The sequence below is a fragment of the Segatella sinensis genome (assembly GCF_040095255.1).
In the GTDB taxonomy this organism is placed as follows: Bacteria; Bacteroidota; Bacteroidia; order Bacteroidales; family Bacteroidaceae; genus Prevotella; species Prevotella sinensis.
In genome coordinates this window covers 25,848-52,793 of the sequence record NZ_JBBNGE010000020.1, presented here as the reverse complement: position 1 = coordinate 52,793, position 26,946 = coordinate 25,848, and the positions used below count along the sequence as shown (strand labels likewise).

General features: G+C 46.0%; 30 protein-coding genes. 7 read left to right on the top strand and 23 right to left on the bottom strand.

Annotation, left to right across the window (positions count from 1 at the left end; genetic code table 11):
* Positions 1 to 67: 67 nt before the first annotated feature.
* Together AAAT87_RS07590 and AAAT87_RS07585 are read right to left on the bottom strand one after the other, a co-directional pair.
* Positions 68 to 1,513 carry a TonB family protein gene (locus tag AAAT87_RS07590; RefSeq protein WP_349226090.1) on the bottom strand — a complete coding sequence of 482 codons (1,446 nt, stop codon included), beginning with the start codon at positions 1,511 to 1,513 and terminating at the stop codon, positions 68 to 70.
* A 77-nt stretch (positions 1,514 to 1,590) separates the two neighbouring features.
* Positions 1,591 to 1,953, bottom strand: coding sequence for a BlaI/MecI/CopY family transcriptional regulator (locus AAAT87_RS07585; protein ID WP_295025603.1), 363 nt, complete (start codon positions 1,951 to 1,953; stop codon positions 1,591 to 1,593).
* A 374-nt stretch (positions 1,954 to 2,327) separates the two neighbouring features.
* On the opposite strand from AAAT87_RS07585, the gene AAAT87_RS07580 reads away from it, so the two are divergent.
* From AAAT87_RS07580 to AAAT87_RS07570, 3 genes are all read left to right on the top strand, one after another.
* A complete protein-coding gene (locus AAAT87_RS07580; protein ID WP_349226089.1) occupies positions 2,328 to 2,534 on the top strand; it encodes a hypothetical protein in 207 nt (68 codons plus the stop codon).
* 251 nt (positions 2,535 to 2,785) lie between these two features.
* Complete coding sequence (locus tag AAAT87_RS07575; protein WP_349226088.1) at positions 2,786 to 3,532, top strand: ABC transporter ATP-binding protein; 747 nt, start codon at positions 2,786 to 2,788, stop codon at positions 3,530 to 3,532.
* On the top strand, positions 3,529 to 4,371 hold the full coding sequence (locus tag AAAT87_RS07570; RefSeq protein WP_349226087.1) for a CvfB family protein: 843 nt from the start codon (positions 3,529 to 3,531) through the stop codon (positions 4,369 to 4,371). Before AAAT87_RS07575 ends, AAAT87_RS07570 begins: the two co-directional genes overlap by 4 nt.
* A 112-nt stretch (positions 4,372 to 4,483) precedes the next feature.
* Here the strand turns inward: AAAT87_RS07570 and AAAT87_RS07565 are convergent, their stop codons facing one another.
* From AAAT87_RS07565 to AAAT87_RS07515, 11 genes are all read right to left on the bottom strand, one after another.
* Entirely contained in the window at positions 4,484 to 6,046 is a 1,563-nt protein-coding gene (locus tag AAAT87_RS07565) for an ATP-binding protein (RefSeq protein WP_349226086.1), read from the bottom strand.
* A 198-nt stretch (positions 6,047 to 6,244) separates the two neighbouring features.
* The gene (locus tag AAAT87_RS07560) at positions 6,245 to 7,585 is read right to left on the bottom strand and encodes an ATP-binding protein (protein WP_349226085.1); all 1,341 of its coding nucleotides are present in this window, start codon (positions 7,583 to 7,585) and stop codon (positions 6,245 to 6,247) included.
* A gap of 118 nt (positions 7,586 to 7,703) precedes the next feature.
* Positions 7,704 to 8,045, bottom strand: coding sequence for an addiction module toxin RelE (locus AAAT87_RS07555; protein WP_349226084.1), 342 nt, complete (start codon positions 8,043 to 8,045; stop codon positions 7,704 to 7,706).
* A gap of 1 nt (position 8,046) precedes the next feature.
* The gene (locus AAAT87_RS07550) at positions 8,047 to 8,328 is read right to left on the bottom strand and encodes a hypothetical protein (protein ID WP_296972324.1); all 282 of its coding nucleotides are present in this window, start codon (positions 8,326 to 8,328) and stop codon (positions 8,047 to 8,049) included.
* A 130-nt stretch (positions 8,329 to 8,458) separates the two neighbouring features.
* Complete coding sequence (locus AAAT87_RS07545; RefSeq protein WP_153098156.1) at positions 8,459 to 8,875, bottom strand: putative toxin-antitoxin system toxin component, PIN family; 417 nt, start codon at positions 8,873 to 8,875, stop codon at positions 8,459 to 8,461.
* Positions 8,876 to 8,877: 2 nt separating this feature from the next.
* Entirely contained in the window at positions 8,878 to 9,099 is a 222-nt protein-coding gene (locus tag AAAT87_RS07540) for a DUF8507 family protein (RefSeq protein WP_153098155.1), read from the bottom strand.
* A 148-nt stretch (positions 9,100 to 9,247) separates the two neighbouring features.
* Positions 9,248 to 9,589: an addiction module toxin RelE gene (locus AAAT87_RS07535; RefSeq protein WP_295024988.1), complete on the bottom strand. Its 342-nt coding sequence runs from the start codon at positions 9,587 to 9,589 to the stop codon at positions 9,248 to 9,250.
* A 2-nt stretch (positions 9,590 to 9,591) separates the two neighbouring features.
* Positions 9,592 to 9,870 (bottom strand): hypothetical protein, encoded by a 279-nt coding sequence (locus AAAT87_RS07530; protein WP_349226083.1) that lies wholly within the window; start codon positions 9,868 to 9,870, stop codon positions 9,592 to 9,594.
* Positions 9,871 to 9,940: 70 nt separating this feature from the next.
* The gene (locus AAAT87_RS07525; protein WP_349226082.1) at positions 9,941 to 11,701 is read right to left on the bottom strand and encodes an ATP-binding protein; all 1,761 of its coding nucleotides are present in this window, start codon (positions 11,699 to 11,701) and stop codon (positions 9,941 to 9,943) included.
* 93 nt (positions 11,702 to 11,794) lie between these two features.
* Complete coding sequence (locus AAAT87_RS07520; RefSeq protein ID WP_349226081.1) at positions 11,795 to 12,433, bottom strand: HU family DNA-binding protein; 639 nt, start codon at positions 12,431 to 12,433, stop codon at positions 11,795 to 11,797.
* Positions 12,434 to 12,810: 377 nt separating this feature from the next.
* Positions 12,811 to 13,575 carry a YaaA family protein gene (locus AAAT87_RS07515; protein ID WP_296972331.1) on the bottom strand — a complete coding sequence of 255 codons (765 nt, stop codon included), beginning with the start codon at positions 13,573 to 13,575 and terminating at the stop codon, positions 12,811 to 12,813.
* A gap of 191 nt (positions 13,576 to 13,766) precedes the next feature.
* Between AAAT87_RS07515 and AAAT87_RS07510 the strand changes: the two genes are divergently transcribed.
* The 4 genes from AAAT87_RS07510 (at position 13,767) to AAAT87_RS07495 (ending at position 16,069) form a co-directional block, all read left to right on the top strand.
* Positions 13,767 to 14,276 (top strand): methylated-DNA--[protein]-cysteine S-methyltransferase, encoded by a 510-nt coding sequence (locus AAAT87_RS07510; protein WP_153127805.1) that lies wholly within the window; start codon positions 13,767 to 13,769, stop codon positions 14,274 to 14,276.
* A gap of 77 nt (positions 14,277 to 14,353) precedes the next feature.
* Positions 14,354 to 14,833 (top strand): DUF4186 domain-containing protein, encoded by a 480-nt coding sequence (locus tag AAAT87_RS07505; protein ID WP_349226080.1) that lies wholly within the window; start codon positions 14,354 to 14,356, stop codon positions 14,831 to 14,833.
* 41 nt (positions 14,834 to 14,874) lie between these two features.
* The gene (locus AAAT87_RS07500; protein WP_349226079.1) at positions 14,875 to 15,462 is read left to right on the top strand and encodes a cellulase N-terminal Ig-like domain-containing protein; all 588 of its coding nucleotides are present in this window, start codon (positions 14,875 to 14,877) and stop codon (positions 15,460 to 15,462) included.
* 100 nt (positions 15,463 to 15,562) lie between these two features.
* Complete coding sequence (locus AAAT87_RS07495; RefSeq protein WP_349226078.1) at positions 15,563 to 16,069, top strand: glycoside hydrolase family 9 protein; 507 nt, start codon at positions 15,563 to 15,565, stop codon at positions 16,067 to 16,069.
* A 60-nt stretch (positions 16,070 to 16,129) separates the two neighbouring features.
* Here AAAT87_RS07495 and AAAT87_RS07490 read toward each other — a convergent pair whose 3' ends face one another.
* From AAAT87_RS07490 to AAAT87_RS07445, 10 genes are all read right to left on the bottom strand, one after another.
* A complete protein-coding gene (locus AAAT87_RS07490; protein WP_349226077.1) occupies positions 16,130 to 18,139 on the bottom strand; it encodes a glycoside hydrolase family 20 protein in 2,010 nt (669 codons plus the stop codon).
* Positions 18,140 to 18,219: 80 nt separating this feature from the next.
* Positions 18,220 to 18,768 (bottom strand): 2-oxoacid:ferredoxin oxidoreductase subunit gamma family protein, encoded by a 549-nt coding sequence (locus AAAT87_RS07485; protein ID WP_349226076.1) that lies wholly within the window; start codon positions 18,766 to 18,768, stop codon positions 18,220 to 18,222.
* Positions 18,769 to 18,773: 5 nt separating this feature from the next.
* Positions 18,774 to 19,538, bottom strand: coding sequence for a thiamine pyrophosphate-dependent enzyme (locus tag AAAT87_RS07480; RefSeq protein WP_089544971.1), 765 nt, complete (start codon positions 19,536 to 19,538; stop codon positions 18,774 to 18,776).
* The gene (locus AAAT87_RS07475) at positions 19,535 to 20,617 is read right to left on the bottom strand and encodes a 3-methyl-2-oxobutanoate dehydrogenase subunit VorB (RefSeq protein ID WP_349226075.1); all 1,083 of its coding nucleotides are present in this window, start codon (positions 20,615 to 20,617) and stop codon (positions 19,535 to 19,537) included. Before AAAT87_RS07475 ends, AAAT87_RS07480 begins: the two co-directional genes overlap by 4 nt.
* A 3-nt stretch (positions 20,618 to 20,620) precedes the next feature.
* Positions 20,621 to 20,851: a 4Fe-4S binding protein gene (locus tag AAAT87_RS07470; RefSeq protein WP_349226074.1), complete on the bottom strand. Its 231-nt coding sequence runs from the start codon at positions 20,849 to 20,851 to the stop codon at positions 20,621 to 20,623.
* Between the two features lie 77 nt (positions 20,852 to 20,928).
* Positions 20,929 to 21,108 (bottom strand): tetratricopeptide repeat protein, encoded by a 180-nt coding sequence (locus AAAT87_RS07465; protein WP_089544974.1) that lies wholly within the window; start codon positions 21,106 to 21,108, stop codon positions 20,929 to 20,931.
* Between the two features lie 197 nt (positions 21,109 to 21,305).
* On the bottom strand, positions 21,306 to 22,592 hold the full coding sequence (locus tag AAAT87_RS07460) for an MATE family efflux transporter (RefSeq protein ID WP_296972368.1): 1,287 nt from the start codon (positions 22,590 to 22,592) through the stop codon (positions 21,306 to 21,308).
* An 82-nt stretch (positions 22,593 to 22,674) separates the two neighbouring features.
* Positions 22,675 to 23,760 (bottom strand): tryptophan--tRNA ligase, encoded by a 1,086-nt coding sequence (gene trpS / locus AAAT87_RS07455; RefSeq protein ID WP_006848325.1) that lies wholly within the window; start codon positions 23,758 to 23,760, stop codon positions 22,675 to 22,677.
* 174 nt (positions 23,761 to 23,934) lie between these two features.
* On the bottom strand, positions 23,935 to 25,362 hold the full coding sequence (asnS, locus tag AAAT87_RS07450; RefSeq protein WP_089544977.1) for an asparagine--tRNA ligase: 1,428 nt from the start codon (positions 25,360 to 25,362) through the stop codon (positions 23,935 to 23,937).
* Between the two features lie 66 nt (positions 25,363 to 25,428).
* Entirely contained in the window at positions 25,429 to 26,895 is a 1,467-nt protein-coding gene (locus AAAT87_RS07445; protein ID WP_349226073.1) for a pseudouridine synthase, read from the bottom strand.
* Between the last annotated feature and the right edge of the window lie 51 nt (positions 26,896 to 26,946).

Here is a 26,946-nt window from a genome sequence, read left to right as displayed (position 1 = left end):
TCTTTTTTATTGAGTTGAGATTTATGCTCTTTTTTATTGAGTTGTTTTATAACCCGAAATTGATATTCTATTTTACTTCTTTCTTCCCTGGGGTTACATCTTTTTGAAGAGAGAATACAACAGGGATGGTATATCTTACGTTTACCGGTTTACCATCCTGTGTACCAGGAGTCCAGTTAGGCATCGCCTTCACGATTCTCAAAGCCTCAGCATCCAGTTCCGGATCTACAGATCTTGCAATTCGGGCTTCGGTAACGCTACCATCCTTCTGAATGACAAAGGTTACAATCACACGGCCCTGCTTTTTGGCTTTGACAGCGGAAGCCGGATACTTGATGTTTGCAGCCAGATACTTCATCATTACTCCCTGACCACCAGGAAATTGCGGCATCGTCTCTGTTACGTCATAAACCACATTCTTGGTTGTATCGGCTGGGGCTGTCGCATCAGAAGCCTTTGCTTCCGCCTTCTGTTCAGCTTCCGACTTTGCCAATTCAGCAGCCTTAGCTTCTTCTGCCTTTTTGGCTTCTGCGGCAGCTTTTGCTTCTTCAGCCGTCGGATTCGCCACAGCCACATCAGCATTCAGAGCCTGCTCAGCCTTCTGCTGAACCTCGGCTACTTCCGGAATCTGCTCGCCAATCTCACGAGCCACACTCTCGATGTTGCTCACCATAAGCAACGCTCCTGCTAAAGGTGCGAAAAGGAGGTACTTCGCCTTGCCTATTTCACTTGTTCTACGTTTGTTCATCATTTTAATTCTTTTTTTAAGAGGTAATAAATTAAAATTATTAGCAATCTTGGTCGATTCATTCGGCTGTCGATATGCCAAACCTAGAAGGTGATACTGATAGGATTTGCGCGCGTTACCATCAGATAATACACTTTCATCGGCTAAATATTCCAAATTCATTCTTACTTCCTGCTTCATCAGCCAGGCAAACGGATTAAACCAGCAGGCGATGGAGAAAAGCTCGGAGAAGAGGGTATCCAGGGAATGGAGACCCGAAACATGGGTGCACTCGTGAACCATCACTTCGTGCAACTGCTTGCCCTCCAGGGTAGATGGATACATAAACACCCAGCGGAAGAAGGAGAACGGACTCCCCTCGCCTCTGAGAAGATGTACCGTAATGCCTTCCACCTCCTGCTTCCGGGAAATAGCTGCAAGGCGGATGATACTGAAGAGCTGCCATACCAAACGCAATGAGAGAACGGCAACTCCTGCCCAATAGATGCCCAGCAGCATATCTATCCAGGTTATGCTGGGAGCCTGAGCCTTTACAACCACCACGGGATAAAACGTGTCGGCATATACATTCGCCATACTCGCCATCGTTGGTGTATCGCGCACCCAATATTCCAGATTGAGTGCCGGAACCATCAGGGCAACGGCATAGATGAGCCAGAGGGTAAGGCGGCGAAGACCGAAGAAAGTATCGCGGCTCACCGTGAGGCGATAAAAGCCATAAAGGAGCATCAGGGCTACATTGATTTTTATAAGATATATTGCCATACAGTTTCGATTTTTGTTTGAAATGAACTTAATAATTATTCTTCCGAAAGCTTGATTTATTCTTCAAAGTTCTCGAGTCATTCTTCCGAACTCTCAATTTCACGGATGATATCCTTGAGGTCCTCGGGACTGATTTTCTCGTCCTTGGCAAAGAAGGAAACCATTTCCTTGAAGGAATTCTTGAAGTAATTGCTCACGAAACCCGACAGGAACTTCCGCTTGTAATCGCTCTCGGCAATGAGTGGAGAATAGACATACCCCTTACCATCCCGCTCCGCCTTGACATATTCCTTGCGCTTCAGATTGTTCACAATAGAAGCCACCGTAGTATAAGGTGGACGAGGTTCTGGCAACAGTTCCATAATCTGTTTCACGGCACATCGTCCCAATCGCCATATCCGAAGCATAATATCTTCTTCCTGATTCGTCAGCTTTTCCATATTTCTATCTTTATTCTTTTAAATTCAACATTCTTGTTTCTAAATCGCGCTGCAAATCTACGAACTTTTCGTATAAACACAAAACAATCTACGTTAAAAAACATAAATTCAGCTATATTTTAACGTATTACGAGCTTTTCGTAATACTAAAACATATATTGTTACGAGTTTATCGTAGATTACATATAAAAAGAACCAATATATAATAATATACGAGAACACATAAGTTTGTACAATATCACATATCAAAAACCAATTGTTTTATTTATCTTTGCATAAGATAAGCTGCACTCGGCAATTTGTAAGCAAGCTTACATTGCGCTCGTTTGCATTATCTTTGCAAGAGAAATTAAAAACGCAACAAAACAACCATTATGTGGTATCGCAAGCACTTCCATATCCAGGAAGTGGGCGACCGCAAGTATTTCATCGAATGGGGTGTTCAGCAGGGCATTCTTCCTAGAGCCACCTATCAGAAAGCGATGGACACGGCATGGAAGGCGCTTGCCGCATCAGTTCACGAGTCACCTGCACCGACAAGAAGACGGCATTCGATGCCAACCTTATCGAGAACACCATAGCGAAGAAAGTGAATATCACTCCTCGCGAAAAGAGCAACGGATTGAAGACCACCGGCGATGCTGATGGGTTGAAATAACACATACATTTTATAGAAAGTAATACAGAATTGAGTACTGAAACGAGCTTTATTTGCAAGAATAAGGCTCGTTTTGTTTTTTTATATCCCTCCTTATTTCTTTTTATCTCTTAAAATTAGGCATTTCCAAATATTTTGCTTAATTTTGCCCTCAAAATAATTTTGAGTTAGAAAATGATTGATATAAAAGGTATAACCAAGAGCTTCGGCTCCCTGCAGGTGCTTAAGGGCATCGACCTGCATATTGACAAGGGCGAGGTGGTAAGTATCGTCGGACCTAGTGGTGCCGGCAAGACCACTCTTCTCCAGATTATCGGTACCCTCGACAAGCCAGATAGTGGCAGTATAGAGGTGGACGGCATTGATGTGCGCAGCCTCAGCACCAAGAAACTGAGCGATTTCCGCAACCAGCATCTCGGTTTCGTCTTCCAGTTCCATCAGCTTCTCCCAGAGTTCACCGCCCTGGAGAACATCATGATTCCTGCCTTCATCGCCGGAAAGGGCAGAAAGGAAGCCAAGGAGCGTGCCGAGGAGTTATTGGATTTTATGGGCTTGAGCGATAGAGCCAGCCACAAACCTGCCGAGTTGTCAGGTGGTGAGAAACAGCGTGTAGCCGTGGCAAGAGCCTTGGTCAATAATCCTGCCGTCATCCTTGCCGATGAGCCATCAGGAAGTCTCGACTCCAAGAACAAGGCAGAGCTTCACCAGCTCTTCTTCGACCTGAGAGACAAGTTCGGCCAGACTTTCGTCATCGTTACCCACGATGAGGGTCTTGCTTCCATCACCGACCGCACCATCCACCTCAAGGATGGAATGATTGAGAAGACAGTGGAGGCAGGAGCTGCTGATAGCCAGGAAGAAACTGCAGAAGTTGCAGAAACCCCAACAACAGAAGAAAAAACTGAAGATAATATTATATGAGCAAAAAGATAAAACTCGGCGATTTCAATCGCCTTCGCATCGTAAAGAAAGTAGATTTCGGTCTGTATCTCGATGGTGGTGACGAGGGAGAAATCCTCCTTCCATCTCGCTACATTCCTGAAGACGCTGGCATCGGCGACGAGCTGGATGTCTTCATCTATCTCGATCAGGATGAGCGCCTCATCGCTACCACCGAAACCCCATTGGCTAAAGTGGGCGACTTCGCCTATCTCGAAGTGAAATGGGTCAACGAATACGGAGCCTTCCTGGGCTGGGGACTGATGAAGGACATCTTCTGCCCATTCCGTGAGCAGAAGAAGCGCATGGTGCTCGGCAACTCCTACATCGTGCATATCCACATCGACGAGGAGAGCTATCGCATCGTTGCCTCAGCCAAGATTGAGCGTTATCTCAACGAAGACCATCCTCACTACAAGCATGGCGAAGAGGTGGATCTCCTCATCTGGCAGAAGACCGACCTCGGCTTCAAGGTTATCATCGACAACCAGTATCCGGGTCTGCTCTATCAGGACCAGATTTTCCAGTACATCCACACGGGTGACAAGATGAAGGGATACATCGGAAGAGTTCGTCCTGACGGAAAGATAGACGTTACCCTGCAGAAGACCGGTATTCAGCAGACTGCCGATTTCGCAGAAACCCTCTACCAGTATCTTCTGGACAACGATGGCGAGTGCAACCTTGGCGACAAGAGCGAGGCCGACGACATCTACGAGCGTTTCCACGTGAGCAAGAAGGTTTACAAGCGTGCCATTGGCGACCTCTACAAGAAGCGCCTCATCACCGTAAGCCCTATGAGCATCCGATTGGCAGAATAAGGCAGTTTTAATTCTACTTCAACCCAAAAAGACCGAGCAACTTCCAATAGAAAAGTTACTCGGTCTTTTTTTTTATTATGGGTTGCTACCACTATTAAAAGTGGACTCTTATTTATGGTTCTATGGTCCAATCCTCAATATTCCCTTTCTTGGCATCAAAGTTTACACCAACTTTTACTATCGGCTTGCCACATCTCGCAAAACGCTGGTCATATTGCTTGAGGTTGATTTGCTGCATGGCGGCCTGGGCGCTCTTGTTGAGTTTCAGTTCGATGAGATAGAGAGTATCCTCAGTCTCCATCACTACATCCACCCTTCCATTCGGTGTGTGAACCTCCACATCCACCACAAAGTGAGTCAAGAGAGTGAAGATGATGAAAAGCACCTGCTGGTAATGCCCCTCGTAATTGGTATTGTTACAATAAGGCACCGTGCCCAAGAACTCCTGGAGCAAGCGCAAGGCACCATCCATGTCGCCTTGGCGAATCAAGACAGACATCTGGGCGATTGCCACATCTCCCTCCTCGGCATACATGCCTTCCAAATAATAAGGCAGAAGGCTCTCAAATAAGCCCACCTTGATTTCCTTGTTAGGCAAGTCGAGCGTGAAGAGTTGGCTCATCTTGTCATAGCCCTTGATAGTGATGTAGCCGCTCTGATAGAGCAAAGGCGTGATGGTCTTCAAGTTCTCCGTAGGAGCATCGAAAGCTGAGGAACGAGCCAATGACCTGCCTATCTTGGCTGGCAAGACCTTAAACTTGCGAAGCATGTTGATAAGATAGGTAGGTGTGCCTGAGCTGAACCAATAAGCACCGAAGTTCTTATCATCAAAACAGTTGAGCAAGCTATAAGGATTAAACACATCAGAGGATGCTGGCGAGAAGTGATAGCCATCATAATTCTCCTTGAGTTTAGCAATAGTTTCCTCTCTTGTCATCTCCAGTGCCTCTGCCAACACATCTATATCCTCACTCATCTGGGTAAGCAATTCTTCCTTGGTGATTCCGCAAACTCCAGCATATTCATCATCCAGCGAAATATTTTTGATGTTATTCAACTCGCTAAAAATGCTCACTTGCGAGAACTTGGTGATGCCAGTCAGGAAGACAAAACGAAGCATGGGCTCACACATCTTGAGTGGGCTATAGAAATTGCGCATCACATTACGAAGCTCATCCAAAGTTTTTCTCTCATGAGCTACATCGAGCATAGGCGCATCATACTCGTCGATGAGCACGACCACCTGCTTGCCACTAATTTCATAAGCGGTGGTAATTAATTCTGTCAAACGATCATTTACACCTCTTTTAGAATGGGTAATCCCCCATTTTCTCTCTTCTGCCTCCAAACGATTTGAGAGATAATCCTCCAACTGCTCCTTCTCCATGTGCTTACCTCCACTCATGTCGAAGTGCAGCACAGGATATTCCATCCATTCCTGCTCTAACTTTTCGATGGCAAGCCCCTCAAACAGTTCTTTCTTTCCAGAGAAATAACTCTCAAAAGTTGACACCAAAAGTGACTTACCGAAACGGCGTGGACGACTTAAGAAGAAATAACATCCACCAGAATGTGTCATTCGATAGATATATTCCGTCTTGTCGATATAGAGCTTGTTTTCCTTTCGAATACGCTCAAATGTTTGGATTCCTACAGGATATAATTTCAATGCCATAATTGCTTCGTTTTGAATTCATATTGCAAAAATAGGCAATTTTTCCGAAATAGCTATCAGAAAATAGAATATTTAACGGAAAACTTACATCTTCTTGGTAAAAGCCAAGGTAACGAGCTGCCAACCTGCATATATCTTGGAACAAGGAGTTGAATAGCCAAGATGCTAATTTGCTGAATTCTTTTTTGTATCTACCACTCATTCATCTACAACAGCATCCAATACGTTCCGCAAATTACCTATCAGATAAAACGGAAGATTGATCAACGTAAACTCCTTGCCATGAATGGTCTTGACCTTATCTACAGAATAAGGCTTTGACCAGATACGGATGGCTATGTTTACATCAGAACTATCCATAAATACCTGGAGAGAACGTAGATGGGCATTGGTTCCACTCTTTACCTCTATCGGATAAAGCTTGGAGTTATGAGTAAAAATGAAATCAACCTCTGCACCATTATTCGGCTTTGCCCAAAACGAGCGATGCTGTCCCACCCTATCTTCCAAAGCCAATAACTCCTGAGCCGTAATTTGTTCTGCAATATGCCCACGCCAACTGTCCACCATATCGGTGGAACCAATGATTTCCTTTCTGATTCCCGCCTGATAGTTCACCAATCCCGTATCAAACCAGATGAGTTTTGGCATTCGCTTGGTCTCAGGGATAATCGGCAACTGGGTAGAAGACACAGGGTAAACCAACTCCAGGAGCATAGCCTTCTCCAGCAATCTAAAAGCCTCGCCCACCTCTCTTGACTTATAGCCAGAATTGGCAAAGTTGCCCAACGTAATGGTCTCACCCGAAAAAGCCCAACCATAGGAGAGGATGAACCTCACCACGTCTGTCAACTTATTGCCTCTGACGTATTTTTCAGAATCATCCTTATAGGCTTGCACCAGAGTTTCATAAACATCTTCGATACCAATGACATCCTGGGTTTCAGCATACTGCTGCACAGCTTCAGGCATACCTCCCACAATGGTATATTGATTAAAAAGATGCATCAACTGTTCATGGAAGGCAACCGTATATTCTGCCTTCTGCGAGAGTACGGCAAGCAGATTATTCTTGCCGATAGCTCCCAGGAATTCCGAAAACGAACAAGGTCGCAAAGCCAGATATTGTACTCTTCCCACAGGGAAACTGACTTTAACATCCACCAGATTCTCCAACAGACTGCCAGCTGCAATAACATACAAATCAGGTCTCAGTTCATAGAAATACCTAAGAAGTGCTATGGTTTTAGGAGAATTCTGAATCTCGTCGATGAAAACAAGGGTAGTTCCTTCTTTCTTAACCTTACCGACACTGGCATACAGCATATTCACCAGGTCGTCTAAAGGAATCTCCATTTCAAACAACTTGGCATTCTCATTTCTTTCCAGATTGAAATATAGATAATTATCAAACTGAGAGCCAAACTCATTGACCACAGTTGTCTTGCCAACTTGTCGAGCTCCTCTCAGGATAAGGGGCTTATGCTTTTTGTCTTGCTTCCAAGCCTCCAGTTTACTGATGATATTTCGTCTAAACATACGCATTTGTTTCAAATCAGGGGCAAAGATACTACTTTTTTGTCGCAAATCAGCGGCAACAGCGTTAAAGTTTGTTGCAAATCAGGGGCAAGGACAAAAAAGAGACCTATTCTACGTATTAGACATTTTCACGTTTATCAAGCAAAAAACTGATAAACTCATCAGAGATATTAGAGATTTCTCCTTTATCATAGATTGTCAACAAATCAATAATAACGGAATTTCCTTCCTGGTAAAGATTATAAGTGATGACCCTTGCACCACCACTCTTACCTTTACCCTTACTAGCTATTGCCATTCTTACCTTTCTGACACCTTTGCCAAGACTAGTACCTTGAAAAGGATCCTGTTCTAAGCCTGTAAGAAAAGCATCGTAATCATCAAGCATTGAACGATATTTCTTGGAAAGCTTTCTAAGTTGTCGCTCAAATTCTTTTTCCGTATAAATCTTAACATTCATACTACGCCTCCTCTTCTCGAAGTCTTCTCAACAATTCACGAGCATCCATCGGCTTCGTCCCATTCTTCTTATGAGCTTCCATTTCATCAAGAGCACGGTTGAGGCTTTCTGCCACGTAGGCTTCCTGCTCTGCCTGGCTCATATATCTTTCCTGGTAACCATTTCCAGACTTGGAGATAGAACTGGCTAATTTTTCTGCATAGTCTTTGAGCTTGGCGACAAATTCGTCAAGCGTATATTGACCTGTAGAAGGTACTTGAAACTGAATATTAATCGTTTCCATCTTATTCCTTTCTTTTAAATTAACGCCACAAAATTAACGAAAAGAATTGGAAATGCCAAAGAAAAGAACAACTTTCTTCGCTTTAAGACACAAAAAACCTTTCAGCATCAAAAATACTGAAAGGCTGGATTTATTCTGAGATAGTTTGAAGTTCCAACATAAACTCCCTTAACTTAATCACATCTACCTTAGGAAACGGGATTTCTTTCAAGACATCATAATGATGATCTTCAGTTACTATGTATTTGGCATTAGCCACAATCGCACAATCTACGAACTTGTTATCATCAACATCTGCCTCAATTAAATGGAAGGAAAAAGAAGGAGAGATCTTCTTTACGTTCTTCCTATTCAAAATGGCAGAAATGAAGAGTTCTGATACCAAAGGGGAGATGTTACGAGACAACACCTCACTATATTCCTCGATAATCTCATTGGTTATACATAGAGTATATTTACCAGCAAGAAAATCTTGCCATACTTGATGGTATTCGCTTTGCCTTGAAATTGCAATAACAAGGCAATTGGTATCCAAAACAATATTCATAACTATCGGCGATAAGGAGTTCTTTCGTGCAATGTCTCAAAGCTCTTCAGCTTTTCTTCTGTCATTTCCCCACGCTCCCACATTGCATCTAATTCTTCCTGTCCCTTCTTGGCAAAGAAATCAGAGATAACCTGCTTCAATTCTGCCAATGCTTCCGGGCTTTTTACCCATTGCATCATATCTAAAAGTTCAAGCTGTGCTTGATTAAAAACAGTTGCTGCCATATCAAAATCCTTTCTTTTAAATTAACGCCACAAAATTAAAGAAAAGAATTGGAAATGCCAAAGAAAAGAACGACTTTCTTCGCTTTAAGACACAAAAAACCTTTCAGCATCAGATAATACTGAAAGGCAATGATACTAATTCTGTATATTATCCATTTTCACGTTTATCAAGCAAAAAGCTGATAAATTCATCAGAGATATTAGAGATTTCTCCTTTATCATAGATTGTCAACAAATCAATGATAATGGAATCTCCTTCCTGGTAAAGATTATAAGTAATGACCCTTGCACCACCACTCTTACCTTTACCCTTACTAGCTATTGCCATTCTTACCTTTCTGACACCTTTGCCAAGACTAGTACCTTGGTAAGGATTAATTACAAGAGAGTCTTTCAATTCTTTAATATCGCTTTTTAAAGAACGATATTTTTTAGAAAGACGCTTAAACTGTATTAAGAACTCACTCCCAACACGTATTTCAACTTCCATAACTAATCCTCCTCATCAAGTTTAGCCATAAAATCATCAAAACTCATCGGCTTAGTCCCATTCTTCTTATGAGCTTCCATTTCATCAAGAGCACGGTTGAGGCTTTCTGCCACATAGGCTTCCTGCTCTGCCTGGCTCATATATCTTTCCTGGTAACTGTTTCCTGACTTGGAAATAGAACCGGCTAATTTTTCTGCATAGTCTTTGAGCTTAGCGACAAATTCGTCAAGCGTATATTGACCTGTAGAAGGTACTTGAAACTGAATATTAATCGTTTCCATCTTATTCCTTTCTTTTAATTAACGCCACAAATGTAATCTGCATAATTCATATACAATTATCCCAGTAAGATTATTCTATCTCCTCACACACCACCATATCCACGCTCCTGAATATCACAACTATCTTGTGAAGGCGGGTGGTCTTTACCTCAGTCTTCACCACATCACTATCTGCATAGCGATTAACCTGAGCGATAGCTGCCTCTCTCTGCTTCGCCACCTGCTCATCGGTGGCATCCGACTTGCAATATTTCAACTCCACAATGTATGAATGCTCCATATCCGGATAATTCTCCAGGAGCGGACGCAGGAAGATGTCGGCATAACCAGCCTGGTTGTCCAGTTCTGAGATTGGACGATAGAACATATTCTGACAAGTCATTGCCAAGGTAAAGCCATGCACATACGACTCACCCTTCTGTCGGTCACGCTGCGAAGAATAACGCTTGATGGCATCAGCTATAAAGCCGAAATAAGATTTATAATCACCATCATAAGCAAAGCCACTCTCCAAATCACTCTTCTGATAGGTATCGTAAGCCAGTTCGTTCTCCTTATAGGTGCTCAGCAAATAAGCATAAATCTGCTCTCTAACCACCTCATTAGGAATCACAAACTTGGTCTTGCCACGATAGGTTCCATCAATGGTCAACATGCCAAAGTAGAAGAGCAAACTGACGAAATTGTCCGGATCGTTGATACTCTCGGCAGGAAATCCCCTTTTCAAGTTTCCCGTAACAAATCCATCCGTAACCAGATGCTGGATGATGCTGGCATCATGGGCAAACTCCTTGTCGTGGCGGATGAGCATACGAAGCTTGTTATAATCTACACGGATGTTATCCTCTATCATATCACGAGGAATATCACAATTATTGTGAATATACTGGTCGATGAAATACAGCACCATCACAGAGTTATACATCGTTACCTGACCATATCTGTTGATAGCAAAGCAGTAGTTATCATACCATGGCTTCATCACCTGGATAAGTTCATCCACGGAATGACGGAAAGGACAAACCGAAGAATAGTAGGTCAACATCTCACGTACTTCTTCCTCCGTAAATCCCGTCATCTCGTTAAACTCAGCGCTCAAGGAATAGTTGGTGCCGATGTTGAAACCACTGGTCAAATCATCCATCGTCACAGGACTGACACCTGTTACGAAAACACGCTTCAAGGATGTACTTGTAGCCGCCTTCACCGCATCGAAGAAGAGACGCAGATAGCCTTCGCCATGCGTCTGCTTGCGATAATTGGTCATATATTGCGGCTCTGCAAGAATCTTATTGGTAAAATGGTCGTACTCATCTATGAAGAGATAGATTTGCTGACCAACTTTATCACACTCCTGACAGATATATTGCAATTGGTCGATACACCCTTCCTGCTTATTCATTTCCTCCTTGATATTTTCAGGAAGATACTGCTGATAAACATCACAGAAAAAATTATAAGCCATGTTACAGGTAGCATCCAAACCATCCTTATAATCGTCGATACCAGCTGCAACTACAGAGAAATTCAGATTCAGCACCAAAAAGGAATTACGCTCAGGGGTTGGATTCTTACCTATATAAAGATCACCAAAGAGCTGCTCAAACTTATCCTTCTTGTTCACATCATAGTAATTCTGGAGCATAGAAAGGGTAAGGCTCTTGCCGAAGCGGCGAGGGCGAATATAAAAGAAAAACTTATTTGCTGCCTCCATTTCTTCTATGAACGGAGTCTTATCCACATAATAGCAATCATCCTTTCTAACATCCTCAAAATTCATCATGCCATAAGGGATGCGCTTGCGATATACGCGTTTCTTCTTCTGTTCCATATCTACTACTTTTTAGACTTTTTCTTTCTTTGTGCAAAACTACAATAATATTTCCTAACTACCAAAGAAAATGATGAGAAATCATACTTTATCTTATTTTTTTCTCCTCACCCAGACCTTATGGCTGTGCTGACCCACAGAGCGGATGGGAACAGTCTCGTCATGGGCTATCTCCTTCAGCTCCAAGGAGGCGGCGGTGCGGCTCAAGTTGTTGATGTAGGCATAGTCGGTAAGACCGATGAAGCCATTCTCATCGATGACATCCAGGGCTCGGGCGATCCGCTCCTCTCGGGTATATTTCTTTTTCAATATCAGTTTTACGCCACCCATATCCCGCTCCAGATCACGGTCGGCTGCCTGCTTCACAGACTTGATGAAATCGGGAGATGCCTTGAAGTTCACATCTCTTACGCCTACCTTGCGATAGGTCATCTTGTCATCATCGCCCTGCATCTCCGTAGGTTTGTCATCCTCGAAGCCCAAGGATAAAGAGAAGGTACCGAGGCCCTCCAGATTCACATTATAGCCCATGGAGAGCATCTCAACCAGCATATCTTCCACATCCATCAGCACAGCCTCCGTGGTGCTTGCCGAAATACCACGATGATAACCCTGCATCCTTTCGATAAACTCCTTGCGAGATAGAGTCCGGTTGACTACCATCTTGGGATAAACCTTACGCTTGCCAGTATGATGAACATCCGACATCTCCTGCAACTTGTACTTTGCCATATCGATTCCTTTCCTTATTAAGTTCTACATCATCATTTATAAAGAGAGCCCATAGTCCTGGAAGAGATAGTTTGCATCCTTAAATGCATTCACCTATACTCTTAAGGATAATAGTCTTTATCATTAGAAGAAATCTCCGTTCAGCGATGTTGAATCTATGTTCAGCAGTGTTGAACTTAAGTTCAGCAGTGTTGAATACAAGTTCAGCAGTGCTGAACATAACTTTCTCCACGGCAAAGATACAATTTTACCTAGAGATAAACAAGAATTGTTCAGGATTTAAACTAAATTAAACAAGGGAGCGGACTAAAGCATTATCTAGTCCGCTCCCTTGTCTTCTAAGATATCATCTTTGATGTAGGAAAAGTAAGAAAGTACTATTTTGTTATATTACGAACGAAATGCGGAAAAGCCACTTCTCCTAATTCTGGTGCGTATTCAAAACCTTCGTAACTGAAGGCTGCCAATTCTTCTGGAGTAGCAAGTTGGTTGCTTAGAATGTATCTCACCATAGCTCCACGGCAGGATTTAGCCCACACAGCCTGCATTTTCAGCCCACCATCCTTCTGGCGAACATAAAAGAGGGGCTGGATGACTTTCACTTCCCTGCAAATTCTCTTCCAATCAAACAGATGTTCATATTCTGCCGTAGAGAGATGGATAAGTATGCCATCGTCAGCTTTCACACTGTGGATAAGAACATCGGTCAGTTTATCTTTCCAAAATTGATTGATCGGCTTGTCGTTTGTAGCTTCAAGCGTCACGCAATGCTCCATACGATAAGGCACGATGCCATCCATCGGCCGAAGCAATCCATAGAGAAAGCAGGTAATCCAGAGATGTTTCTGGGCATACTGCAGGGATTCTTCTCCCAAAGTGTTGGCGCGTAGATGCTTATACGCCTGTCCATTGTAGGAAAGTATGGCAGGCATCTTCTCTGCAGCCATAAAATTACGATAGCGTTTCCAGTTTTCAGAAGCTATCTTGTGGCTGCAATCAAGTTGCCTAGCCAATTCCTCTACGTCCAGCTTAGCCATTTCTGCAGCCAACATTTCAGCCACAGATTGGAAAAGTGGCTTTGAAACAGCTGCCCTATCTGCCTTATCAAACATGATTTTGGCATTTGCCAATAATATCTGCATAATACGTTTATTTTAAAGGGTAACTCTTAATGATAGTTTTGCTGGCAAAGTTAATGAAAATATGGCAAAACTCAAAGAAAAGTTCAATAAAAGTATAATATATTATAAATAAGAATGCCATATTGTACTTTATCTTGCAAAATCTGAGAATATTTATTATTTTTGCAAAAAGTTTAATCGTATTTGATAGAATGCAGCAAATAAACATCCAATATTACAACTCGCCCTGTGGAGAGTTAATTCTGGCATCAGTGGGTGATGAATTGTGTCTATGTGATTGGAACGAAAAGCCATGTGCAGAGCGCAATAAGCTTCGACTAGCAAGGTATATGAACGCAGATTTCAAGATAGAGACATCTTCTGTCCTGGAGCTGGCTAGGCAGCAACTGGATGAATATTTTTTAGGCATCCGCAGGTCATTCGAAATTCCGTTGCATCCTGTAGGAACAGATTTCCAGAGAAAAGTATGGAATGCATTGCTTGATATACCATACGGTGAAACCAGAAGCTATAAGGAAATCGCTCAAAGTATAGGCAATCCCAATTGTGTCAGAGCCGTGGCTGGAGCAATCGGAGCCAACGGCATCAGCATCCTTATCCCCTGCCATCGCATTATCGGCAGCAACCGTTCCCTGACAGGCTTTGCCGGAGGACTGGAAGCAAAGAGAATTTTGCTGGAACTGGAGACTGAAAAATCATAAATGCATTCCATTATTTGTAAATTCGATAAGAATGTATCTATCTACAAGGATGAAACAGATATAGGAGATAAATAGATATGAAAAAAGATTCAAGGGCAAACCATGCCAGATATGTAGAACTCAATTTGTTTCCAGAGGAGAAAGAGGATTATCAGAAAGATACTGTCTCTTCAGAAAACGAGGAAAACCATACCTCTCCAGACAAAGAGTATGACTTGACAGGTCTGTTTGAAAGACTTTCCAAATCAGCATTCCGCAGCCGTTTCCACCTTTCGAAGAGGGATAAGGAATATATTGCAGAAAAGGGCCTGGAAACCATCCGTAAGCATGCAGAGGATTTCGTTGCCAAACGCCTTGCTCCTGCCGTGATTCCCAATGACGGCAAGCAGACGCCTATGAGAGGGCATCCTGTATTCATAGCCCAGCATGCTACAGGCTGCTGCTGCCGTGGTTGTTTCTTCAAATGGCATCATATACCTGCCGGAAGACAGCTGACAGGAGAAGAACAGCAGTATGCTGTAGCAGTACTGATGGCATGGATTGAAAAACAGATTTAAATAAGCATAAAACAACTATAACACTTTAAAAACAAGGAAAAATGAAAAAAGTAATCTTAACCACTATGGCGCTGCTGACAGCAGTAACGATGCCAGCTTCTTCAGTGAAGAATCCCATCAAGGTTAACCAGGTTGGCTATTTGACCCATGAAAGCAAGATAGCAACCATAGAGCCGGAGGCAAAGACCAAAAGCTTCCTCATCAGAGACCAAGAGGGTAAAACCGTCTGGCGCACAAAACATGCAACCACCAAGAAATCCCCATTCTCCAGCAAGATCCGCCAGGAGATAGACTTCACCTCTATCACCAAGCCTGGCAGGTACACCCTGGTAGCAGGAAGACATCAACAAAGCTTCATCATTTCCAGCGATCCCTATACGGAAGCCTTGAAAGCATCCATCAAAGGCTACTACTATCAGCGTTCTGGGGAGAGCTTGGAAAGAAAGTATGCTGGCGAGTATGCACGCCCGGCAGCTCACCTGGATACTCATGTCATGGTGCATCCTTCGGCAGCAAGCCCTAAAAGACCGGCGGGAACCATCATATCCTCTCCCAAGGGATGGTACGATGCTGGCGACTATAAATTCCGGAATCCGACAATAAGATACCGGATATCCTGGATGAGATGATGTATAACCTGGAGTGGATGCTCACCATGCAGGATCCAACCGATGGAGGAGTATATCATAAACTCACCACCCCTAACTTTGAGGGATTCGCAAGCTCCCTATGAAAGAGATCAAAGAATCTCTTAAGAAAAAATGTGATGAGGATATCCAAGAACTGGCTACCTCTTCATTCCACAGTATCTTCGGCAACAGCGCCCAAGACTTCCACTGGGGAAGCAACTCTGAAAGCTGCCTGGGAAGAGGCATTGCCCAAATGTACGAGTATGCCCTGACAAAGGACAGCAAGTATAGGCAAGCCGCCCTTTCTACCTTAGATTATTTCTTTGGACGTAACGCCACAGGCTATTGCTACCTGACAGGCTTCGGCACCCAGAGGGTCATGAATATCCACCACCGTATCTCTGCAGCCGACAATATCAAGGAGCCAGTACCTGGTCTTGTGGCTGGAGGAGCCAACAAGGGACAGGAAGATGCCGAATTCGTACCAGCCTATGCTTCCAATATACCAGATGAATCCTACCAGGATAACGTCGGCAGCTATGTCTCAAACGAAATTGCCATCAACTGGAACGCCTATCTGGTGTCCCTGCTTGGATGGATAAACTAAGAGCAGATTGCATTATGTAACTGCATAATGCAATCTGCATAATTCATATACGAAATCGTATTATTTCACGATTATCTCATCAACAAACAGCCAGCCGCCGAAGCTGCTTGGCTTCGCCTGAACACGGATGTAGCGGGCTGTCTTGTTGCCCTTCCAGGTAAGCGTCTTGAAATTCAGAATCGGCTCCTTGCTCGACTCATACTTCTTGTCAAATACCTGGGTGAAGTTCTTGCCATCCTCACTAACTGATACCGTATATTGAGAAGGATAGAAAATCTCAGGACCGCTGCTCTGCATGAAATCGGTACCTACACTGCTGATCTTGGTAGAATTACCCAGATCGATGGTCACATCGAAGCAATCCTTGCCGATAAAGCCCTGCCAGCGACCATCGCCATGAGCCCAACCGCCCATATTGCCATCCACCAGCGTCTGTTCACCAGCCGCCGGATAATAGCGGTTGTAAGCATGGTTGTAGGTAACCTTGGCACCCACAGCCTTGTGCTGCACCGGCATCATCTTTTCCTTGCGCTCGCCAATCTCCTTCTTCAGCTCGAATGGATTTACGCCTTCAGCCTTCAGATGTTCCACCTGCGCCAGGGCACGGGTCTTGAACTCAGGATAGTTCTTGGTCTTGGTTCCGTTCCATCCTATCTCAGCCAGAGCCAAGGCACGAGGATAAAGCATGTACTCAGCATACTCTGGAGTAGGAATATGCTCGGTCCAGAGGTTCGCCTGCACACCCGTAATCATATTACGTTCTGCCTCAGGAAGATCGCTTCCCGGCACGTAGCTATACACCTTCTCGGTAGGAATGAAACCGCCATTTGCCACAGGCTGGGTGCCCGGCGCATCCTGATACATATCGAAGTAGCAGTAAGCTCCCGGCGACATCACCACGTCATAGCCATGCTTGATAGCCTCGTGTGCCAGTTCGGTGCCACGCCAAACCATCACGGTGGTATTCTTGGAGAGATTTCCAGCAATCACCTCGTCCCAGCCCACGAGCTGTCTGCCATGCTCGTTCAGGAACTTGCCCATGTGGGAAATGAGATGAGCCTGCAATCCATCTACGTTGTCGATGCCCAGCTCCTTCATCTTCTTCTGACAGAGGGCACAACTGCCCCATGACTTCTTCGCAGCCTCATCGCCACCCACATGAATGTAATGAGAAGGGAAGATATCCATCACCTCCTTCAAGACATTCTCCAGAAAATCGTAGGTTCCGATGTTGCCCGGACAGAAATCTGCCTGCTTGTATGGCTCATGGGTACAGGATAACTCTGGATAGGCGGTAAGCACCTCCTCTGAATGACCCGGCATTTCGATTTCCGGAACGATGGTGATGCCACGCTCGGCAGCATATTTCACCAGGTCGCGGAGTTCATCCTGGGTATAGTAACCACCCTCGGCACCCTCGCTGCCCTGCTCCAGATACTTGTTGCCATTGGCATTCCAGTCTTTCCATAACTTACCCGAACGCCAGGCTGCAAAGTTGTTGAGTCGAGGATAGCGCTTGATTTCAATGCGCCATCCGGCAGCATCGGTCAGATGGATATGGAGACGGTTAAACTTATACTCCGACATCACATCAATCTGCTTCTTGAGAAAGGAAATAGGGAAGAAATGACGGGAAACATCAAGCATCAATCCACGCCACTTATAGGCAGGGGCATCCACGATGTCGCAGCATGCAATGCCCTTCTTGGTGGTAAGCTGCTCCATGGTCTGCCAGGCACGTAGGAAACCCTCGCTGCTGGCGGCACTGATTTCAATGGCATCAGGTGCCACATGAAGCTTGTATGCTTCCGGCGAAGAGGCGTTGGCAAGCTTGGTGAACTTCACCACCCGCTTGGCAGCATCGTTCACCTTGGCGTTCCACGCCTTGGTATAGACATTCTCGGCATCAGCGCCTACCTGGTTTTCTACTTTCACACCGTCGCTGGTTTTAAACACGCCCTTGCCCATCGTAACCTGCTGCGGTTTTGGCAACAGATTCTGAGCCTGAATCGGAGATGAAAGCAATAATGCCCCGAAAAGGGATAATAGATAGTTGGATTTTTTAGTCATACGGCTTATCTATAAATGATTAATATCAGTCCGCTAAGCTATCGACCTATTGTCTCTAACTTAGCGTACTATTTTGAAACTTATCGTTCTACTTTCTCGATGATTTTCATACCCTCTTCCACGGCCTTCATGTTCAATGGAATCAGGTTGTGATAGCGCTCTGGCAACGACTTGTAGAGTGCCTTGTTCAAACCGTCGGTGCTCACCACAGGGCAAACCTTCAGCAGTCCGCCCAAAACAATCATGTTAAACACCTTGGAGTTTTTCATCTCAGCAGCCTTGTTCATCGCATCGATGCGATAAACGGTGATGTCCTTGCGCTGAGGTGGATTCATGATGCCATAACCATCATAAATCAGGATGCCACCTGGCTTGATCTTCGGCTCAAACTTATCGAGTGATGGCTGATTGAGCACAATGGCAACATCGTAATGGCTCAGGATAGGCGAAGAGATGCGGCTGTCGCTCACGATGACCGTTACATTGGCTGTACCGCCACGCTGTTCCGGACCATAAGCAGGCATCCAGGTCACCTCCTTGTCCTCCATCAGTCCTGAGTAAGCCAGGATCTTTCCCATCGAAAGGACGCCCTGACCACCAAAACCGGATATAATGATTTCTGTCTTCATTGTTCTTACAAATTTGTTGTATCCTTCAGGTCGCCCTTAGGATACTGCTTAAACATATTCTCCTCCATCCACTTGTTTGCCTCAACAGGTGAGAGCTTCCAGCCGCTGTTGCAGGTAGAAACGATTTCTACCAGGCTGGAACCCTTGCCCTGCATACTTGCCTCGAAAGCCTTGCGGATTGCCTTCTTTGCCTTCTTGATGCTTGCCACGGTCTCCACACTCTGGCGGGTTACGTAGCAGGTACCCTGCAGATGGCTGGCAAGTTCGGTGATGTTCAGTGGATAACCATGAAGATCAGCCTCTCGTCCGTAAGGACAGGTAGCGGTCTTCTGACCCAACAGGGTGGTTGGAGCCATCTGTCCACCCGTCATACCATAGATGGCATTGTTGATGAAGATAATGGCAATATGCTCGCCACGGTTCAGGGCGTGGATAGTCTCGCAGGTACCGATGCACGCCAGGTCGCCATCACCCTGATAGGTGAAGACGAGACGGTCTGGCCACAAACGCTTGATGCCCGTAGCCACAGCAGGTGCACGGCCATGGGCAGCCTCCTGCCAGTCGATATCCAAATAGCGGTAAGCGAAGACGGCACAGCCCACCGGACAAACGCCCACCGTCTTATCCTCCATGCCCATCTCCTCGATGACCTCGGCAACGAGCTTATGAACTACGCCATGCGAACAACCCGGACAATAGTGCATCGGGGTATCGTTCATCAGCGTAGGCTTCTTATATACCAGATTCTCTGGTGAAATTATATCATTCATTTTATTAACTTCTTTAATGCTTCAACGATTTCCTCCGGCTCCGGCACAATGCCGCCCAGGCGACCGAAGTGCTCTACTGGAGCCTGTCCATTCACAGCCAGGCGCACATCCTGAACCATCTGACCGGCATTGATCTCGGCAACCAGAATGCCCTTCTTGGTCTTTGCCAGCTCATGGAGTTCCTTCTCAGGGAAAGGCCAGAGGGTGATAGGACGGAAGAGACCCACCTTGATGCCCTGCTCTCGGGCATTCTCGATGCTCTTCTCGGCGATACGTGCCGCACTTCCGAAGGCTACGATCACATAGTCGGCATCCTCCATCTGCTCGGTTTCATATCGAACCTCCGTTTCACGAATCTTCCTGTATTTCTCCTGAAGGGCGATATTGCGCTGCTCCATCACCTCTGGCTTGAGTTCCAGAGAGGTCATGATGTTGACAGGGCGACTCTTAGGACGGCCGATGGTAGCCCAAGGACATTCCTTCGCAATCTCCTCCTCGGTACGGCGAGGTTTCATAGGTGGCAGCACCACCTTCTCCATCATCTGTCCGATGACGCCATCGCTCAGGATCATCGCCGGATTGCGATACTTGAAGGCGAGGTTGAAGGCAAGGTCCACAAAGTCTGCCATCTCCTGAACAGAAGCAGGAGCCAGCACGATGACGTTGTAGTCGCCGTTACCACCGCCGCGGGTAGCCTGGAAATAGTCACTCTGAGATGGCTGGATGGTACCCAGTCCCGGACCGCCACGCTGCACATTGACGATGACTCCAGGAATCTCAGCACCTGCCATATAGGAAATACCCTCCTGCATCAAAGCCACACCCGGACTGGATGAGGTAGTGATGACACGCTTACCGGCGCCGGCGCCACCATATACCATATTGATAGCCGCCACCTCACTCTCTGCCTGGAGAACCACCATACCCGATGTCTCCCAAGGCTTGAGCAGAGCCAGCGTCTCTATAATCTCACTCTGAGGTGTGATAGGATAGCCGAAGAAGCCATCCGCACCACATCTGATACAGGCATGGGCTATCGCCTCATTGCCCTTCATTAATGTTACTTCTTGATTTGCCATTGTTTAATCCTCCTTCTTACGATAAACAGTGATGCAGCCGTCAGGGCAGACGATGGCGCACGAGGTACACCCCACACACACATCGGCATTGACAGCCTCAACATAGCGATAGCCATGCACATTGACCTTCTTCAGAGCCAATGCGATGACATCTTGAGGACAAGCTTCTACACAGAGTGCGCATCCTTTGCAACGCTCCGTATCGACCACAATGGCCCCTTTAATTTTGCTCATATTCTATATATTTTCTTTTTCTTATATTATCATTCTTCACTGGAGTAGCCAAAACTGCTGCTGTCCACAACAGATTGCTATGGATTGTAGTAGTCTTTGCAATAAAAGCTCATGATATCATCCAGCATCTCCTTGGCTGCCACGGCAGGACTCTCCGGATCGAGAGCTATCGCCTCCATATAGCTGTCGAGGGCACGCTTGAAGTCGCCTTGCTTTCGCCAGGCATTTCCTTCCTGATAATACTCTTCTGCTGTCATTTTACTCTTTATATTTTTAAATTTTATTCTGCGAAAGTACGAAAATTATGCTAAGAAAAAGAATAAAAGCGTAAGTTTTAAACTAAATTAATGTAGTTTTTCCATAAAATGCGCACACTATATTTCAAGTGTGCAATTTTTCAAGAACAATGTGCGTTATTTCTATTATTATATTCTATTAAAACACAATTCGCCATTTACCGCAGTTTTCTACGGTAAATGACGAATAATACGATACCCCTCAAAACGAGGTAGAGAATAAAGGCAAGCCACAGGGCATGATTGCCCAACAAAGGATGAAGGGCGAAATACATTCCGAAGAATGAAGCAGAAGCTACAGCGGTGGAACAAAGCATAGACTTCGACTGGGTGATGCCCACAAAGATGCCATCGAAGACAAATGCCGACATACCTGCCATCGGAATAAGCACCGCCCATCCCAGATACGAACCCGCAGCCGCCACCACCTGCCTGTCGCTGGTCAGCAAAGAGAGAAAGTTTTCTCCACCCACTATATATAATAAGGTGAAAAGAATCGCCACCACGACACCGAAGCCCATCGTCCGCTTCACCACTTCCCGGAACGCCTCCCTATTCCCGGCTCCATAATACTTGCCGCTCAAAGCCTCTGCCGCATACGCAAAACCATCCATGAAATAAGAGAAGATGGTAAAGAGCGTCATCAGCAGGGTATTCACTGCCAGCACCAGCGTACTCTCTCTGGAACCGGCTGCTGTAAAGAAGAGGTTTACAGCCACCAGACATACAGTACGGAGAAAAATGTCTCTGTTCAGGGAGAAGAATCGCTTCAGCGGTTCTGAGGCAAAGAGATGCTGGCGATAATCATATTTGCCCAACCGGCGATAGTAGAGCCGATAGAGCACGCAGGCCATCAGAAATCCCCACCATTGGGCGATGACCGTTCCGAGTGCCACACCTTCTACCGTCATCCTGCAGACGAAGACGAGCACCAGAGAGGCTACGATGTTCACCACATTCTGAGAGAGCGATACCACCATCGGAATGCGCGTGTTCTGCATACCGATATACCAGCCCGTGAATCCATAGAGTCCGAGCACGGCGGGAGCTCCCCAGATGCAGACATAGCAGTATCTGCGAGCCAGTTCCACGACATCAGTTTCCGGCGACATAGCCCACAATCCACATCCGATGAGCCATCTCTGAAGGATAAAGAACAGCAGTCCTATCCCCACGCCAATGCCCAGGGAACGAATCAGGAGTCTCACCACCTCGGCAAAGTCCCTCCTGCCCAAAGCCTGCGAGGTCATTCCGCTGGTTCCCATTCTCAGAAATCCGAACAGCCAGTAGATGACATTGAAGAGCATCGAGCCCACGGCAATGGCTCCGATATACGCTGCATCGCCGATATGTCCGACGATGGCGACATCTACCAAACCCAAAAGCGGTACCGTGATATTGGATATTATCGACGGTACCGCTAATTGCAATATTCGTTTATTCATAATTAAGTGTTGAATGTTGAATGTTGAGTGTTGAATTATAGGGCGCATGCCTAACTCAACATTCAACATTAAACATTCAACATTAAATTTTATACTTCGCAGCCTGCTCCTCAATATAGGCAGCATCGCTGAAGTAGTCGATGCGCATCGCCTTGCGAACCTCGTCCATAGTCTGGGCAGCAAACTCGCGGGCATCCTCGCTACCCTTCTTCAAGATATTGAATACCTCAGGAATATCCTGCTCAAACTCATGACGGCGGGCACGGATTGGGTCAAGCATCTTGTTGATGACGCTGTTCAGGAACTTCTTGCAGGTACCATCACCGATACCACCCTTCACATACTGCTCCTTCAACTCATCCAAAGTCTTGAACTCCGGCCAGAACTCAGCGAAGTCCTCAGGAGTAGAGAATGCCTCTAGATAGGTGAACACGGCATTTCCCTCCAGATGTCCAGGCTCTTCCATGCTCATGCGTGGCTCACCGTTAGACATCTTCTTCACCTTCTTCCAAACGGTCTTCTCGTCATCGCTCATGTAGATGCAGTTGCCGAGACTCTTGCTCATCTTCTCCTTACCATCGGTTCCTGGAAGGCGACGGCAGCAGGCAATCTCTGGAAGCAGAATCTCTGGCTCTACCAATACAGGCGCATAAGTCTGGTTGAAGCGGCGAACCAACTCACGGGTTACCTCCAGCATAGGCTCCTGGTCCTCACCGGCAGGCACGGTTGTAGCCTTGAAAGCGGTGATGTCGGCTGCCTGGCTCACAGGATAGCAGAAGAAACCGAGAGGAATGTTTGCCTCGAAGTTACGCATCTTGATCTCAGTCTTCACGGTTGGGTTACGCTGAACACGAGATACAGAGATGAGGTTCATCAGGTAGGTAGTCAACTCAGCCAACTCCGGAATCATACTCTGGATATAGAGTGTACACTTCTGTGGATCGAGACCCGCAGAAAGATAATCAAGTGCTACCTCTGTAATGTTCTGGCGAATCTTCTCAGGATTGTCAGCATTATCTGTCAAAGCCTGAACGTCTGCCATGAATACGAACATTCTGTCAAAGTCACCAGCATTCTGAAGCTGTACTCGGCGCTGCAAGGAACCGATGTAGTGACCCAGGTGAAGTTTACCTGTTGGACGGTCGCCCGTCAATATAATCTTTCCCATTTTTCTTACGATTTTATATTTTTAGGTGCAAAGGTACAATAAAATAATGAGAATGAGGAAGAAAAGATGTAAAAATAAGCAAAACCTAGAGCTTAGTTGGCAAAATAAAAGCGAGACCTCCGAAAAAGAAGCCTCACTTATCCTATATTCTGTTTTCGTTGATATCAACGAAGATTAGAACTCTGCATTCTTTGGTGTACGTGGGAATGGAATCACGTCACGGATGTTCTGCATACCGGTTACGAAGAGGATCAGACGCTCGAAACCGAGACCGAAACCTGCGTGTGGGCATGAACCATACTTACGGGTATCAAGATACCAGCTCATATCCTTCATAGGAATATTGCGAGCCTCAATCTCACCCATCAGCTTGTCATAGCTCTCCTCACGGACAGAACCACCGATAATCTCACCAATCTGTGGGAACAGTACGTCGGTACCCTGAACGGTCTGACCGCTCTTGCCGCCGAAGCCGCTCTCCTCCTCGTCTATTTTCATATAGAATGCCTTGATAGCCTTTGGATAGTTGGTCATGATGACTGGGCGCTTGAAGTGCTCCTCTACGAGGAAGCGCTCGTGCTCTGAAGCCAGGTCATCACCCCACTCACATGGGAACTCAAACTTCTTGCCGTTGGCGATAGCCTCCTGCAGGATGCGGATACCCTCTGTATATGGAAGATGAACGAAGTCTGAATTCAAAACGCCCTCCAAACGAGCAATCAAGCCCTTGTCGATCATCTTGTTCAAGAAAGCAAGGTCGTCCTTGCAGTGCTCCAGTGCCCAACGGATACAATACTTGATGAAGTCTTCCTCCAGCTCCATCAAACCATCCATATCCAGAAAAGCAACCTCTGGCTCAACCATCCAGAACTCAGCCAGGTGGCGAGGTGTGTTACTGTTCTCTGCACGGAAGGTAGGACCGAAGGTATAGATAGCACCGAGTGCTGTAGCACCCAGCTCACCCTCCAACTGACCAGAAACAGTCAATGAAGTCTGCTTACCGAAGAAATCATCAGAATAATCGATCTTGCCATCCTCTGTCTTCTTCAGGTTGTAGAGGTTCTTGGTTGTTACCTGGAACATCTGACCTGCACCCTCACAGTCACTGGCAGTGATGAGAGGAGTGTTGAAGTAGAAATATCCATGCTCGTGGAAGTAAGTGTGGATAGCCATCGCCATATTGTGGCGGATACGCATCACAGCACCAAAGGTATTGGTACGGAGACGGAGGTGAGCATACTGACGCATGTACTCGAAGCTCTGTCCCTTCTTCTGCATTGGATAGTCGTTGCCGCAAAGACCATAGATTTCGATGCTTTCGCACTGAATCTCAACACTCTGACCGGCACCCTGGCTCTCTACCAAGGTACCTACTACGCTGATGCAGGCACCAGTGGTAATCTGGCGGAGCTGATTCTCATCGACCTTTGATGGGTCGACTACTATCTGAATATTATTAATAGTAGAACCATCGTTAAGAGCGATAAAATCGACTGCTTTGCTACTACGATGGGTACGAACCCATCCCTTAACATTCACGATTGAGTCGTAGGCTGTGCTCTTGAGCAAGTCAACGACTTTAGTTCTTTTTACTTTTTCCATTGTTTATTAATAGGTTAAAAAGGAGACTAAACAGATAGTCTCCTTTCTTATTATATCTTATTATCCTTATTCAAAAGCACCCATACGGAGCATATCTACTTCCTTCTCAGTAAGGAAGCGCCAGTCACCGCGACGGAGATTCTTCTTGGTCAAACCTGCAAACTGTACACGGTCGAGCTTGGTTACACGATAGCCGAGGCTCTCGAAGATACGGCGAACGATACGGTTCTTACCGCTGTGGATCTCGATACCTACCTGTGACTTGTCACGCTCGTCAGCATAAGCTACTGCATCTGCCTTGATCTCGCCATCTTCCAAAGTGATACCCTCGCTGATCTGCTGCATATCGTGAGCAGTGAGGTTCTTGTCGAGGTGTACGTGATATACCTTCTTTTTCAAGAACTTAGGGTGAGTCAGCTTAGAAGCCAGGTCACCATCGTTGGTCAACAGGAGTACACCTGTTGTGTTACGGTCGAGACGACCTACAGGATAGATACGCTCAGGGCATACATCCTTTACGAGGTCCATCACAGTCTTGCGCTGCTGAGGATCGTCGCTGGTTGTCACGTAATCCTTTGGCTTGTTGAGCAATACATATACCTTTTTCTCCAAAGATACTACTGCATCATGGAACTTCACCTCGTCGGTGCGAAGAATCTTGGTACCCAACTCGGTAACTACCTGACCATTGACAGTTACCAGACCAGCCTGGATGAACTCATCAGCCTCACGGCGAGAGCAGACACCAGCATTGGCAAGGAACTTATTCAAGCGCAATGGCTCTGTTGGGTCGATATTCTCCTCCTTGTATTCGATACGCTTCTTCATGCTATACTTAGCATTTGGATCGTATCCTGGAGTGTGCTGACGGAAACCACCACCACGCTTGTTGCCATAGCCACCACCCTGTGGACGACCATAGCCGCCACGGTTGCTATTGTAACCACCCTGCTGAGGACGGCCATAACCACCACGGTTGCTGTTGTAGCCACCATGCTGAGGACGGCTGTTGTAACCGCCATGCTGAGGACGACCATTGTAACCACCCTGCTGACGTGGCTGATAGCCACCAGTTGATGGATGCTGATCGGCACCTTCTGCGTTATTATTGAAACGAGGACGGCTGTTGTAGCCACCCTGCTGTGGACGGCTGCCATAGCCACCCTGCTGAGGACGACCATTGTAACCACCACGGTTGCTGTTATAGCCACCACGGCTGTTGTAGCCACCCTGCTGTGGACGGCTGCCATAGCTGCCACGGCTGCTACCATAGCTGCGCTGTGGACGCTCGCTGCTAGAGCTGGTAGAACTGCTCTGCAAGCCAGCACCGAAGCCTTCCGGACGGAAGCCACCCTCGCTACTACTGCTACTTCTATCGCTGTTGAATGATGGGCGATGACTGTTAATACGTGGACGCTGTGTGCGACCTACACTACGATAACTCTTCTGATAACCGCCTGCGTTGAAGCCCTCTCGGGTGTTCTCGCTCTCAGACGATTGACTCTGTGGTTTGTTCTCGAACTCTGAATCCATAATTTATTCAATATAAAAGCCTCACGGCCGGGTTAATAAATCTATTATTAT